The sequence below is a fragment of the Streptomyces sp. NPDC050548 genome (assembly GCF_044457385.1).
GTDB lineage: Bacteria > Actinomycetota > Actinomycetes > Streptomycetales > Streptomycetaceae > Streptomyces.
Genome location: NZ_JBITGV010000009.1, coordinates 207,819 through 220,309 on the forward strand (window position 1 = coordinate 207,819; position 12,491 = coordinate 220,309).

Consider the following 12,491-nt stretch of genomic DNA (forward strand, 5'->3'; position numbering starts at 1 on the left):
AAATCCGCTCGCCGATGTCGAGAACCCGCGCCCGGCTCCGTCCCCGAGGTGAACGCGACCACAATGGGTCGTGCCGGCACCGAGGAGAACGACCATGGCCAAGTACCTGCTGCTGAAGCACTACCGCGGCGCCCCCGCCGCCGTGAACGACGTCCCCATGGACCAGTGGGCGCCCGGGGAGATCACGGCCCACGTGCAGTACATGAACGACTTCGCGGCCCGTCTTGAGAAGACCGGCGAATACGTGGACAGCCAGGCCCTCTCCCCCGAGGGGACGTTCGTCCGCTACGACGGCGAAGGGCGCCCGCCGGTCACCGACGGACCGTTCGCCGAGACCAAGGACCTCATCGCCGGCTGGATGATCATCGACGTCGACAGCTACGAGCGGGCCGTGGAGCTGGCCGGTGAGCTGTCGGCCGCGCCCGGAGCCGGTGGCAAGCCGATCCACGAGTGGCTGGAGCTGCGCCCGTTCCTGGGCGTGCACTCGACCACCACAGACTGCACCTTCAAGTGAACGAGGTCCTGCTGAGGAGCCTCACGCCGAGCGTGCTCGGCATCCTCGTCCGCCGCGGAGCAGACTTCGCGGCGGCCGAGGACGCCGTGCAGGACGCGCTCGTCGAGGCGGTCCGTGTCTGGCCGGACGATCCGCCGCGCGACCCGAAGGGGTGGCTGGTCACGGTGGCCTGGCGGCGGTTCCTCGACGCGACGCGGGCGGACACGGCCCGCCGTAGACGCGAGGACCTGGTGGACGAGGAGCCCGCACCCGGCCCCGCGCCCGCGACGGACGACACGCTCCAGCTCTACTTCCTGTGCGCCCACCCGTCGTTGACCCCGTCGTCGGCGGTCGCGCTCACGCTGCGCGCGGTCGGCGGGCTCACCACCCGGCAGATCGCCCAGGCCTGTCTGGTGCCCGAGGCGACCATGGCGCAGCGCATCAGCCGGGCCAAACGCACCGTGTCCGGGGTGCGGTTCGATCAGCCCGGCGATGTGGCCACCGTGCTGCGCGTCCTCTACCTGGTCTTCAACGAGGGCTACTCCGGTGACGTCGACCTCGCTGCCGAGGCCATCCGGCTCACCCGGCAGGTCGCGGGCGTGATCGACCACCCCGAGGTGTCGGGGCTGCTCGCGCTCATGCTGCTCCACCACGCCCGCCGCGCCGCCCGGACCGCGCCCGACGGCAGCCTGGTGCCGCTCGCGGAGCAGGACCGCGGCCGGTGGGACACCACGTTGATCGCCGAGGGCGTCACGATTCTCCAACTCGCCCTGGCCCGCGACCGGTTGGGCGAGTTCCAGGCGCAGGCCGCGATCGCGGCGCTGCACGCGGACGCGCCCAGGGCCGAGGAGACGGACTGGGTGCAGATCGTCGAGTGGTACGACGAACTCGTCGCCCTGACCGACAGCCCGGTGGTCCGCCTCAACCGCGCGGTGGCGGTCGGCGAGGCCGACGGCCCGCGCGCCGGTCTGGCCGCGCTGGCGGCCCTGGACGACTCACTCCCCCGCCACACGGCGGTGGCGGCGTACCTGCATGAGCGCGACGGCGACCTGATGACGGCGGCCCGGCTGTACGCGGAGGCCGCGCACAGGGCCCCCAACCTCGCCGAACGCGACCATCTGACGCGGCAGGCGGCCCGGCTCAACTCCCGCCGGAGTCACTGAGTCCGGAGCAACGATCACTCCCACTGGTACTGCAGATACTTCCCGTCGAGGGTGATGACCACCCGGTCGCCCGCCGGGTCGGGCACCCGGCTCACGTCGAGGCGGAAGTTGATCGCGCTCATGATGCCGTCGCCGCACTGCTCGTGGATCAGTTCCTTGATGGTGGGGCCGTAGACCTGGATGACCTCGTAGAGCCGGTAGATCGTGGGGTCCACGGGCACCGCCGCGTCCAACGCGCCGCGCGTCGGCTGGAGTTGGAAGGCGAGGGCGGCGTCCTCGCCGAGTTCGAGGAGGGCCGCGGCGGTCGCCGCCTCGTCCTTGGTCATGGGGTGCTGGCCGAGCAGCGCCGCCGTGGTCCACGCGAGCGGTCTGCCGACGGCCTCGGCCAACTGGGCCCAAGTGACACCGGTCTTGACCTTGGCCAGGCGGACCGCTTCGCCGGCTTCACCCTTGCTGAGCATGCGCAACTCCGTTCCCGGACAGCACTCTTGGCCACACGCCGTTCAGCGTAGGAGATCACCCAGGTCGCGACAATGGCGTCCCCTCCGCCCAGTGCTGTCATATGCCGGACTCCGGCACACCCGTGGACGCATACTTCCGAACATGACTCACATCGACGTACAACAGATCGAAAAGGCGAACTCCGTCGAACGTACGCCGGTCGTCTTCGTCCACGGTCTGTGGCTGCTGCCGAGCAGTTGGGACCGCTGGACAGCCCACTTCGAGCAGGCCGGGTACGCGCCGGTCTCCCTGTCCTGGCCCGACGACCCGGAGACGGTCGCCGAGGCCAACGCGCACCCCGAGGTCATGGCGGGCAAGACGGTCGGCCAAGTCGCCGACCATCTGGCGCAGTTGATCGGCACGCTGACGCGCAAACCGGCGATCGTCGGCCACTCCTTCGGCGGACTGCTCACGCAGATCCTCGCCGGGCGCGGACTGTCCGCCGTGTCCGTGGCCATCGACCCGGCGCCCTTCCGGGGCGTGCTTCCGCTGCCGGTGTCCGCGCTGCGCTCCTCCGCACCGGTCCTGAGCAACCCCGCCAACCGCAATCGCGCGGTCCCTCTGACCTACGACCAGTTCCGCTACGGATTCGCCAACGCCGTAAGTGAGGAAGAGGCACGGGAGCTGTACGAGACGTTCGCGGTGCCCGCGCCCGGTGCCCCACTGTTCCAGGCGGCCACGGCGAACCTCAACCCGTGGACCGAGGCCAAGGTCGACACCGACAACCCCGATCGCGGACCGCTCCTGATCATCTCGGGCGAGAAGGACCACACCGTGCCCTGGTCGATCGCCAACGCCTCCTTCAAGAAGCAGCAGCACAACAAGGGCGTCACCGAGATCACCGAGATCAAGGGCCGGGGCCACGCGCTGACCATCGACAGCGGCTGGCAGGAAGTCGCGGACACCGCCCTGTCGTTCGTGCGCCGCTACGCCTGAACTCCCGGACCGCCTTCCTCGACTTCACCGGAGCTGACCCATGTCGATTTCCCGTAGACCCTTACTTCTCGGGGCGGCTGCCACGGCCGGCGCCCTCGCGGCCACCGCTCTGCCCGCCTCGGCGGCTCCCGCCACCGGAGGCAAGCCCACCGCACCGAAGCCGACCGTGGTCCTGGTGCACGGCGCGTTCGCCGACGCGTCCAGCTGGTCGGCCGTGACCTCCCGCCTCCAGAAGGCGGGTTACACGGTCGTGGCGCCCGCCAATCCGCTGCGCGGACTCACCTCGGACGCCGCCTATCTCTCCGCGCTCCTCAAGACGATCGACGGCCCGAAGGTCGTCGTAGGACATTCCTACGGCGGCGCGGTGATCACCCAGGCGACCGCTGGCGACCCGAGTGTGAAGGCGCTCGTGTACATCGCGGCCTTCGTGCCCGACAAGGGCGAGCAACTGGGCGAACTCGCCGCGCGGTTCCCCGGGTCACAGCTGAACGACGCGCTGCAGCCGCTGCCCGACGGCTCGGGCGGTACCGATCTGGCCATCCAGACGGCGAAGTTCCACGCGGTCTTCACCGCCGACCTCCCGGCGTCCACCTCCGCACTGCTGGGCGCCTCTCAACGCCCCATCAGCGCGGCGGCGTTCACGGACGTCACCACGGCGGCGGCCTGGCACGACATCCCCTCGTGGGCGGTCGTGGCGGCGCAGGACCGGGCGATCGCGCCCGACCTGGAGCGCTTCGAGGCCAAGCGGGCCGGTTCACACACGGTCGTGGTGGACGCCTCGCACGTGGTGATGATCTCCCACCCCGACCTGGTCACGAAGGTCATCAAGTCGGCGGCGTCCGCGACGAGTTGACGCCCACGCCAGCCGCTACGGCAGCCGTCGCGCCGCGACCATGCGGACGCGGGGGCTACCGTCACCCCGGTGCCCGAACTCGGGCAGGGAGTAGAGGTCGACGTCGAAGCCGATCCGCTCCAACTCCCGGCGCACAAACCCGAGTTGGAAGTCCCGGTAGTACATGACGAAGGGCGGTCGCCAGAGGGCGTTGCGGACCTTCATCACCGCGTCGAAGCCGGACAGCATCCAGTACGCGGGCGAGGTGGGGCGGGGCGGCGCCAGGAGGGGGAACGCGAGGCATCCGCCGGGCCGCAGCACGGAGTGCACCTGGCCGAACAGCCCCGGCAGTTCGCGGGGCAGGAAGTGGCCGAACGCGCCGAAGCTGACCACCAGGTCGAAGTCGGCCCCGAAGGGCAGGGCCCGCGCGTCGCCGCGCACCCACGAGACGCTCGGTTCGTCGCTCTGCACGCGCTCTCGCGCGACCGCGAGCATGCCCGCGCTGAAGTCGACGCCGGTGACGCTCTTCCGGCACACCGTCGTCAGCGCCTCGGCGCCCGCGCCGGTGCCGCAGCACAGGTCGAGACCGTCATCGAAGGGCCCGATGCGCCGCAGTGTCGAGGCGACCGCGTCGAGCACCGGGGCCGGTGTCCGGAAGGGGGTGTGGTCGAACTTGGGTGCCAGCAGGTCGTAGCCGTGCTCGACGGACGACAGTGCCTGGACGGCGAGTTCACGCAGACTGGGACCTTCGGGGCTGAACATCCGGGTCAGCCTAGGGCAACCCGGTGCTTCAGGATCGCCAGAACGCGTTCGCACCAGCGCAGGTTCTCCTCCTCGAAGGTGATCCCGGCCATCAGCGTGAGGTACGGGCCGATGCGGTCGGCGTCCCGGAGGTACTCCTCCTCGCTCCGCCCGCCGAGGAGCCCGTCGCGCACCCGCTCGTAGCGGTCCAGCTTGCCGCGCGCCCACGACCTGCGCTCCTCGACCAGCTCGCGGATGACGGCGGGATCGGTGCCGTCCATGGCCTGGATCTTGATGAGGAACTCGTCGCGAATGGCGGTGGGGCGCCTGGGCGGCTCGGCGGCGAAGGTGTCGAGGTCGCGCCGGCCGGCCTCGGTGAGCGTGAACATCCTTTTGTTGGGCCTGCGTTCCTGCTGTACGACCCGTGCCGCGATCAGCCCGTCCTGGGCGAGGCGTTCCAGTTCGCGGTAGAGCTGCTGCGGTGTCGCGGGCCAGAAGTTCGCCAGCGACACGTCGAAGGTCTTGGCCAGTTCGTAGCCCGAGGCCTCGCCTTCCAGGAGGGCCGCGAGGACCGCGTACTTGAGGGACATGTGGACACGCTAACAGCGGTTGATTAGTCTCATCCACACCTACTCAACAAATTGACTATGAGGTGAGCTGATGCGTGCGTTCCGTGAGGCGGTCGAGGCGCAGGACATGGACGCCGTCGAGGCGCTGCTGGCGGAGGACGTGGTCTTCACCAGCCCGGTCGTGTTCAAGCCGTATCCCGGGAAGGCGATCACCGCGGCGATCCTGCACGGGGTGGCGCGGGTCTTCGAGGACTTCCGGTACGAGCGGGAGATCGGCGACCCGGACGGTGCCGACCACGCGCTGGTGTTCCGTACCCGGATCGGCGACCGTGAGCTGACCGGCTGCGACTTCATCCACGTCAACGAGGCAGGACTGATCGACGAGTTGACGGTCATGGTCCGTCCGCTGTCGGGCGCCCAGGCTCTTCAGGAGGCCATGGCGGCGCAGTTCGAGCAGATCGCCAAGGAGGCGGAGGCGCGGCTCGGGTGAGTACCGCGCCTCCGGCGTGCCTCACCCGACAGTCAGGGTGAGCGCGCCCGTGTAGGTCTGGCCGGCCGTGATCGCCGTGGCCGTCCCGTCGACCGTCAGCGTGACCTTCTTGCCCCGGGGCGCCTTGACGGTCGCGTCGGCGGCGAGGGTGAGCCGGGTCAGGTACGAGGTACCGGTGACCGTCCAGGTCGAGCCGCTGTTCAGCTGCACGATCGCGCCGTTGTTGACGGCGGCTCCCACGGTGTTGGTGACGATGCCCAGCTCGTAGAAGGTCGACGCGTCGATGCTGGAGACGCGGTGCTTGGCCGTCGTCGCGGAGATGACGCCCTCGACGCTCGCGTCCTCGAAGGTGAGGACCATGTTCTTGCCCTTGCGCATGCCGTTGTAGAAGTCGCCCTTCAAGGCTATGGAGTTGAAGGTGGCGGCGCCGTCCGTGGTGTGCACGGCGGTCGGGTCGAAGCTCGCGTCCTTCGCCGGGTCGCCCGTCGGCTCGGTGTAGACGCCGATGTTCATCATCTTGCCGTTGACCGGGACGGGGCCCGGGTCGTCCAGCTCGATCATCTGGAGGATGATCCCGTCGCGCGGGTTGAGCCGGGCGCCCTGGGAGCCGTCGACGCTGATCGTGGTCTGCTGGCCCTTGTTGAGAAAGGTCGCCCGCTCGGAGTTGATCACCGTGCCGCCGTCGAGGGTGAGTTGGCCGGTGCCGAAGAACATGTAGCCGAAGTGACCGGAGTTCACGACGGTGTTGCGCACCGGGATCGACGCCAACTCGCCCTTGGACAGCCCGAGTTCCAGCTCGGTGTTGAGCGCGGAGACGGCCGCCTTGGTGCTGTCGCCGTAGTGCACGACCGCGGCGGGGCCCGCGATGATGGTCGCGTAGCTGCCGACGTCGAGCCGGGAGCCGAGCACCCGCACGGTCGCGTCGCCGATGGCGTACGTGCCGTAGCCGTACTCCCCCGTGTTGCCGAAGTGGCTGTTGATCGCGGTCAGTTTGAGTCCGCTGCCGCCCTCGACCGACAGAGCGCCCCAAGTCTCCGAGAAGATCGTGGAGTTGAGGTAGGTGGCCTTGCTGTTCGCGCCGATCAGGTTGGTGGCGCGGACGTTGCCGTCGAGGCCGAGCATCCAGGGCACGGACTCCATGTACGGCGTTTCCACGGTGGCCTGGTAGTCGGCGGGCAGTACGCCGTTGCGAGCGCGGAGGACGGAGTCCTTGACGATGACGTTGGCGCCGTCGTCGGCGATGACGGCGGTGCGGACGACTCCCTTGGTGTCGATCCGGGCGCCGTCCACGACCAGGGTGGTGGCCGAGCCGTCGCCGACCACCGCGGCGCCGTAGCCCGCGAAGTCCGAACGGCCGTTGCCGGTGAGGGAGATGGTGGGCCGGTCGAGCGTGTAGGTGGCGTCCTGGACGTACACGCCGTCGAAGCACTCGCCGGTCGAGGTGATCGACACGTTCCTGGCGTACGCGTCGGTGAGCTTGCCGCCGAGGGCGGCCGCGAGGACGGACTTGTCCTTGACCACGCCGTCGCCGTCGACGTACACCGCCTGCCGGAAGGGGAAGGTGAGCGTCTGGTAGGTCACCTCGTTGGCCGCGGCGACGGTCAGGACGACATCGCCCCGGTAGGTGCCGGCCTGGATCAGGGTGGCCGTGGCGCCGGTGGCGGTGAGCAGCTGGCCGGTCTCCACGCCGTCGACGGTCAGCGAGAGGCTGGAACCGTCCGGGGCGACGATCTTGCCGCCGTCCGCGATGGACAGTTCGCTCACGCGGGTGGTCGCGGAGACCTCGTACGTCTCACCGGATGCGACCGAGATCCGCGTGCCCGAAGCCTTCTCGGCCTTCGGCGCGGCGGTGGCGGAGACCGCCGGCACCAGTACGGCTCCGGCCGTGGCGGTGCCGGCGATCAGGACCGAGCGTCGGGTGATCAGCGTCATTGCTTGCCTTCCCAGGGATCGATGCGCCGTTGCGCAGTGTGACCGGCAGGCCGTCGAACGCGGGGTGCGGACGGGCCCGGCGGAGGCACCGAAGGTGCGCACGAGGGAGTGAAGCAGCCATGAGAATCAGGGAACAGGCGGGCGGCACACACATATGGGAGTCCGATGCCTCGGATCACGCCGACCATTTCATGGCGGTCACACAGAGTTGTCATAGCGGGTGGGCGGGCTCGGACACGACGGTGAGGCGGGCGGCTCGTCGGCCGTCCACCTCACCGTTCCCGTACGCGCTGCGGCTACGCCGGGGCGATCATCCCCGCCGACAGGTCGATGTCGGCCCCGCACAGGCCGGGCATCGCGAGCATCGCCACGAGTGCCTGCGCGACCTCGTGCTCCTCCACGAGGCGGCCGAGGGCGGCCCGGGAGGCGAAGTCGCGTTCGGCCTCGGCGACCGTGCAGCCGGTCAGCTCGGCGGTGAGCCGGAAGTTGCGGTCCATGCGCGGACCTCGAACCGGGCCCGGGGAAAGGGAGTTGACCGCGATCCCCCGCGGTCCGACCTCCCCGGCGAGGGTCCGGGTCAGGCCGAGCAGCGCCATCTTGGAGGCGGTGTAGGGGGTGCGGTTGAGCAGCGGGCGTTTGCCGCTGACCGAGGCGACGTTGACGATGTCACCGCGCCCGGCGGCCAGCATCGGCGGCAGGAAGGCCCGGCACATCAGATAGACGCCCCGGACGTTGGCGGCGAACACGTCGTCCCACTCGTCCGGCTCGATGTCGACGAGGGGTCGGACGGGGCCCGCGACTCCGGCGTTGTTGACAAGCAACGAGACGTCCTCGTCGGCGAGTTGGGCGGCCAGGGCGCCGACAGCGGAAGGGTCGGAGACGTCGCACACGGCCGTACGGGCCTGTCCGCCGTCCTTGACCACCAGGGTCGCCGCCTCCGCGAGCGCCGCCTCGTTGCGCCCGACGAGGATCACCCGGGCGCCGACGTCCGCGAGGGCGAGCGCGAAGGCACGGCCCAGCGGTCCGCCGCCGCCCGTGATCAGTGCCGTACGACCGTGCAACGTCATGCGGTGTTCCAGGGCAGCTCGTCGCCCGCGGCCTTCGCGGCGCGTACGTCACCGGAGCGCGCGTGTCCCTCGAACAGCTCGACGCGGGCCGCCCGTCCGCAGAGCCGGCCGAGCAGTGTCTGGGATTCGGTGTCGGTGACCTCCTGGTAGGTGACCGTCTTGAGGTACTTCCCCACCCACAGGCCGCCGGTGTAGCGGGCGGCACCACGTGTGGGCAGCACATGGTTCGTGCCGATGACCTTGTCGCCGAACGACACACAGGTGCCCTCGCCTAGGAACAGGGCGCCGTACTGGGTCATGCGCTCCAGCGCGAGGCGGGGTTCGGCGGTCAGCACCTCGACGTGCTCGAAGGCGAACTCGTCGGCGAGGGCGTACAGCTCGTCGAGCGTGTCGACGACGTGCACCTGGCCGTGGTCGCGCCAGGCGGGCCCGGCGAAGTCGCGGGTGGGCATGCCGGGCAGGAGGCGTTCCACCTCGGCGACGGTCTTCTCGGCGACCTCGCGGGAGGTGGTGATGAGGACGGCCGGGGAGTCCGGGCCGTGCTCGGCCTGGGAGAGCAGGTCGACGGCGCACACGAACGGGTCGGCCAGTTCGTCGGCCAGGACGAGGATCTCGGTCGGCCCGGCGAACAGGTCGATGCCGATCTCCCCGAAGAGCTGCCGCTTGGCCTCGGCGACATAGGCGTTGCCGGGTCCGGCGATGAGGTTCACCGGCCGCATCGTGTCCGTCCCGACGGCCATGGCGGCCACCGCCTGCACCCCGCCGAGCAGCCAGATCTCGTCGGCTCCGGCGAGGTGCATGGCGGCGACGGTGGCGGCCGGGATCTCGCCGTGGATGGGCGGCGTACAGGCGACGACCCGGGGCACGCCCGCGACCTTGGCGGTGACGATGGTCATGTGGGCGGAGGCGGTGAGCGGGTAGCGGCCGCCGGGGATGTAGGCGCCCGCCGCCTGCACCGGGATGTGCTTCTGCCCGAGCCGCACGCCCGGCAGGGTCTCCACCTCGAACTCCCGCAAGGAGTCGAGCTGGTGGCGGGCGAAGGTGCGCACCTGGTCCTGGACGAAGCGGATGTCGTCGATGACCTGCTGCGGCACCGACGCGACGATCTTCTCGACCTCCTCGTCGGACAGCCGGAAGGACTCCGGGGTCCACTTGTCGAACTTCTCGGAGTAGTCGCGCACGGCCTCGTCGCCGCGCTCGCGGATGTCCGCGATGACGCCGGTCACGGTCTCCCGCACCTGGTCGAGGGAGGCGGCCACCTCCGACTTGGGCACGGCGTGCTTCAGGATCGTTGCCACAACTGCGGCCTTTCTCATGCGGGTTGGGTGTTCTGCTCAGACCGGCGGCGCTTCGAACAGCACGTCGGGGTCGTTGAACTGCTCCTTGGCGACCGACTCGCTCATCGGGTCGGCGGTGCCCCACTGGTCCTGGGTGACCGGGTCGTCGACGTCATGACGGCCCGGGTGCCACAAGTCCTCTTCGAGGACGGCGAGTTCGGTCGTGTACTCGACGGTGTTGCCGTGCGGGTCGTGGAAGTAGGAGAAGGTGTTGTCACCGGCGAGATGCCGGCCGGGCCCCCAGGTGAGCCGGGTCCCGGCGCGCAGCGCCCGCCCAGTGCCGCGCATGTACTCCTCGACCCCGCGCATCTCGAACGAGGCGTGGTGCAGGGAGACATGGGGTCCCCGGGCGATGGCGAAGGAGTGGTGGAGCGGGCTGCACCGCAGGAAGTACATGAGGTCGCCCATGTGCGTCGAGTACAGGGTGTCGGTGAGCCGGAACCCGAGGTGCTGGACGTAGAAGTCCCGCAGCCCTTCCGGGTCCTGGGAGTTGACCACACAGTGCGAGAGCCGGACGGGGATCGCCTCGCGCTCCTCGATCTTCCGGTGGGTGCGGGTGGCGACATCGGCGGAGACCTCGACGACCCGCCCGTCCGGGTCGAAGAACCGGAAGCCGTAGCCACCGCCCGGGGTGTCCAACGCGCCCGGTTCGCCGAGGAGTTGGACCCCGGCCCGCCCCAGCCGTCCGTGCAACTCGTCGACAGCCTCCGGCGAGACGGCCCCGAAGGCGACGAGGTCCATCCGCTTCCGTTCGTCCTCGCGGATACGGACGATGTACTGCTCGGGGCTGCCTTCCGCGGCGAAGAAGGCGACACCGCTGTCGCTCGCGACCTCGGTCAGGCCCCAGGTGGTGCCGTAGAAGGCGCGCTGGCGGGCGAAGTCCGGTACGGCCAGGTCGACATGGCGCAGATGGGTGATGGGCTGGAAGGTCACTGTCCGCTCCTGACGGTGTTGCGCTGGTGGCCCAGGCCGGTGATCTCCGACTCGACGACGTCGCCGGGCTTCAGGAAGACGCCCCAGTGGGCGCCGTTGCCGGCCGGGGAGCCGGTGAGCAGCAGGTCGCCGGGGCGCAGGGTGGTGGTCGTGGAGACGTACGCGATGAGCCGCGGGATGTCGAAGATCATGTCCTTCGTCGACTCGTCCTGGCGGACAACTCCGTTGTGGCGCAGGGTGATCCGCAGGTCTCCGGGGTCTCCGACGAAGGCCGCCGGTACCAGGAAGGGCCCGGTCGGCAGAAAGGTGTCGGCGTTCTTGGCGGTGAACCAGTCGGTGCCGATGGCCTTGAGGTCCGGCCGGTAGAGGCGGTCGCGGGTGGTGAGGTCGTTCGAGATCGTGTATCCGGCGACGTGGTCCATCGCTTCCTCGGCCGGGATGTTCTTCCCCGACTTCCCGATGACCAGAGCGAGTTCGAGTTCCCAGTCGTGCTGTTCGCCGAGCGCGGGGAGCACGATGTCGTCGTAGGGGCCGCTGATCGCGCGCGGGGAACCGAGGAAGACGTACGGAACGCCGTTGCGGGCACGTTCGTCCATCATCGACTCGGCGTCGGCGCGGGCCTCTTCGGGGGTGGCGCCGTGCACGCTCTCCTTCTCGGCGGCGACCAGATCGACCACGTGCTTGCGGTAGTTGGCGCCGCTCTGCAGGATCTGGCCGGGCGCGATCGGAGTCAGGACGCGCAGGGCGGCCAGGTCGTGCCAGGTGCCGTCGGAGGACCGGGCGAGGTCATCCAGCCGGGGAAGCCAGGTCCCCCAGTCCTCGACCAGCGCCCGCACGGACGCCACGAGGTCGGAGAGGTCGCGCACCCGTGAACCGGTGACGAGGCCGGGGAACGCGTCCCCTCGATCAGCGAACGTGCCGAGCGCGAAGGGTCCGGCATGGGTGGGCTGTGGATCGGGCACGGCGCTCTCCTCGTACGGGTGGGGGCTCGCCCTCGACGCTAGGCAGCCCGGGGACCCGGCGGAAATGGCGATCCGCGATGCCTGCCATCGCCGGCCACGCGGGCCCTCGACCGGGGCTCCATCGCCGTACGGGATGCATGACGTCCCCCTTGCCGATGCCTCGATCCGTTGACCGTGGATCGACCGCCCACGCAGGCTCGGAGCACCCACTTTCCCGAGGAGAAGAACGTGATAGTCGAGCATGCCGAGCTGACCGTCGAGGCGGGTCGGGAGCGGGAGTTCGCGGAGGTGTTCGGCAAGGCCCGCGAGGTGCTGGCCGAGGCGGACGGGTTCCGCTGGGCCGAGTTGCTGCAAGGCGTCGAACGGCCGGGAGTCTTCCTGCTGTTGGTCGGCTGGGACTCGGTCGAGGCACACATGGTCGGCTTCCGGGAGTCCGAGCCCTTCGCGCGCTGGCGGGCCCTGGTCGGACCGTTCTTCGCCGGGCCGCCGGCCGTCGAGCACTTCCACGAACTCGGGCCGCGCTTCTCCCGGTGAC

14 protein-coding genes are annotated in these 12,491 nt (G+C 70.0%); 6 read left to right on the forward strand and 8 right to left on the reverse strand.

Going from position 1 to position 12,491, the window contains the following annotated elements:
- The first annotated feature begins 94 nt into the window (after positions 1-94).
- The gene (locus tag ACIBJH_RS25425) at positions 95-514 is read left to right on the forward strand and encodes a YciI family protein (protein ID WP_399119148.1); all 420 of its coding nucleotides are present in this window, start codon (positions 95-97) and stop codon (positions 512-514) included.
- Positions 511-1,656 (forward strand): RNA polymerase sigma factor, encoded by a 1,146-nt coding sequence (locus ACIBJH_RS25430; RefSeq protein ID WP_399119149.1) that lies wholly within the window; start codon positions 511-513, stop codon positions 1,654-1,656. Before ACIBJH_RS25425 ends, ACIBJH_RS25430 begins: the two co-directional genes overlap by 4 nt.
- A gap of 14 nt (positions 1,657-1,670) precedes the next feature.
- Here ACIBJH_RS25430 and cynS read toward each other — a convergent pair whose 3' ends face one another.
- Positions 1,671-2,117 carry a cyanase gene (cynS, locus tag ACIBJH_RS25435; RefSeq protein WP_200679243.1) on the reverse strand — a complete coding sequence of 149 codons (447 nt, stop codon included), beginning with the start codon at positions 2,115-2,117 and terminating at the stop codon, positions 1,671-1,673.
- Between the two features lie 142 nt (positions 2,118-2,259).
- On the opposite strand from cynS, the gene ACIBJH_RS25440 reads away from it, so the two are divergent.
- The gene (locus tag ACIBJH_RS25440) at positions 2,260-3,093 is read left to right on the forward strand and encodes an alpha/beta hydrolase (RefSeq protein ID WP_399119150.1); all 834 of its coding nucleotides are present in this window, start codon (positions 2,260-2,262) and stop codon (positions 3,091-3,093) included.
- A 40-nt stretch (positions 3,094-3,133) separates the two neighbouring features.
- A complete protein-coding gene (locus ACIBJH_RS25445) occupies positions 3,134-3,946 on the forward strand; it encodes an alpha/beta fold hydrolase (protein WP_399119151.1) in 813 nt (270 codons plus the stop codon).
- 15 nt (positions 3,947-3,961) lie between these two features.
- On the opposite strand, the gene ACIBJH_RS25450 is transcribed toward ACIBJH_RS25445, so the two are convergent.
- Positions 3,962-4,687 (reverse strand): class I SAM-dependent methyltransferase, encoded by a 726-nt coding sequence (locus ACIBJH_RS25450; RefSeq protein WP_399119152.1) that lies wholly within the window; start codon positions 4,685-4,687, stop codon positions 3,962-3,964.
- Positions 4,688-4,692: 5 nt separating this feature from the next.
- On the reverse strand, positions 4,693-5,256 hold the full coding sequence (locus tag ACIBJH_RS25455; RefSeq protein ID WP_399119153.1) for a PadR family transcriptional regulator: 564 nt from the start codon (positions 5,254-5,256) through the stop codon (positions 4,693-4,695).
- Positions 5,257-5,326: 70 nt separating this feature from the next.
- On the opposite strand from ACIBJH_RS25455, the gene ACIBJH_RS25460 reads away from it, so the two are divergent.
- Positions 5,327-5,725, forward strand: coding sequence for a nuclear transport factor 2 family protein (locus tag ACIBJH_RS25460; RefSeq protein ID WP_399119154.1), 399 nt, complete (start codon positions 5,327-5,329; stop codon positions 5,723-5,725).
- Between the two features lie 21 nt (positions 5,726-5,746).
- Here the strand turns inward: ACIBJH_RS25460 and ACIBJH_RS25465 are convergent, their stop codons facing one another.
- The 5 genes from ACIBJH_RS25465 to ACIBJH_RS25485 all read right to left on the reverse strand — a co-directional run bounded on the left by ACIBJH_RS25465 (position 5,747) and on the right by ACIBJH_RS25485 (position 11,956).
- Entirely contained in the window at positions 5,747-7,657 is a 1,911-nt protein-coding gene (locus ACIBJH_RS25465) for a hypothetical protein (protein WP_399119155.1), read from the reverse strand.
- 296 nt (positions 7,658-7,953) lie between these two features.
- A complete protein-coding gene (locus ACIBJH_RS25470) occupies positions 7,954-8,724 on the reverse strand; it encodes an SDR family NAD(P)-dependent oxidoreductase (RefSeq protein ID WP_399119156.1) in 771 nt (256 codons plus the stop codon).
- Positions 8,721-10,040, reverse strand: coding sequence for a histidinol dehydrogenase (hisD, locus tag ACIBJH_RS25475; protein WP_399119157.1), 1,320 nt, complete (start codon positions 10,038-10,040; stop codon positions 8,721-8,723). The genes ACIBJH_RS25470 and hisD overlap by 4 nt, the downstream gene beginning before the upstream one ends.
- Positions 10,041-10,058: 18 nt before the next feature.
- Positions 10,059-10,994, reverse strand: a complete 936-nt coding sequence (locus ACIBJH_RS25480; protein ID WP_399119158.1) for a VOC family protein — start codon at positions 10,992-10,994, stop codon at positions 10,059-10,061.
- Positions 10,991-11,956, reverse strand: coding sequence for a fumarylacetoacetate hydrolase family protein (locus ACIBJH_RS25485; protein WP_399119159.1), 966 nt, complete (start codon positions 11,954-11,956; stop codon positions 10,991-10,993). Before ACIBJH_RS25485 ends, ACIBJH_RS25480 begins: the two co-directional genes overlap by 4 nt.
- Before the next feature lie 228 nt (positions 11,957-12,184).
- Between ACIBJH_RS25485 and ACIBJH_RS25490 the strand changes: the two genes are divergently transcribed.
- The gene (locus tag ACIBJH_RS25490) at positions 12,185-12,490 is read left to right on the forward strand and encodes an antibiotic biosynthesis monooxygenase family protein (RefSeq protein WP_399119160.1); all 306 of its coding nucleotides are present in this window, start codon (positions 12,185-12,187) and stop codon (positions 12,488-12,490) included.
- Position 12,491: the final 1 nt, after the last annotated feature.

What these genes read in the sequence shown, in the direction of transcription:
- ACIBJH_RS25455 (WP_399119153.1), bottom strand. Translation starts at nt 5,256, where the DNA reads ATGTCCCTCAAGTACGCGGTCCTCGCGGCCCTCCTGGAAGGCGAGGCC.
- hisD (WP_399119157.1), bottom strand. Translation starts at nt 10,040, where the DNA reads ATGAGAAAGGCCGCAGTTGTGGCAACGATCCTGAAGCACGCCGTGCCC.
- cynS (WP_200679243.1), bottom strand. Translation starts at nt 2,117, where the DNA reads ATGCTCAGCAAGGGTGAAGCCGGCGAAGCGGTCCGCCTGGCCAAGGTC.
- ACIBJH_RS25460 (WP_399119154.1), top strand. Translation starts at nt 5,327, where the DNA reads ATGCGTGCGTTCCGTGAGGCGGTCGAGGCGCAGGACATGGACGCCGTC.
- ACIBJH_RS25470 (WP_399119156.1), bottom strand. Translation starts at nt 8,724, where the DNA reads ATGACGTTGCACGGTCGTACGGCACTGATCACGGGCGGCGGCGGACCG.
- ACIBJH_RS25425 (WP_399119148.1), top strand. Translation starts at nt 95, where the DNA reads ATGGCCAAGTACCTGCTGCTGAAGCACTACCGCGGCGCCCCCGCCGCC.
- ACIBJH_RS25445 (WP_399119151.1), top strand. Translation starts at nt 3,134, where the DNA reads ATGTCGATTTCCCGTAGACCCTTACTTCTCGGGGCGGCTGCCACGGCC.
- ACIBJH_RS25465 (WP_399119155.1), bottom strand. Translation starts at nt 7,657, where the DNA reads ATGACGCTGATCACCCGACGCTCGGTCCTGATCGCCGGCACCGCCACG.
- ACIBJH_RS25450 (WP_399119152.1), bottom strand. Translation starts at nt 4,687, where the DNA reads ATGTTCAGCCCCGAAGGTCCCAGTCTGCGTGAACTCGCCGTCCAGGCA.
- ACIBJH_RS25440 (WP_399119150.1), top strand. Translation starts at nt 2,260, where the DNA reads ATGACTCACATCGACGTACAACAGATCGAAAAGGCGAACTCCGTCGAA.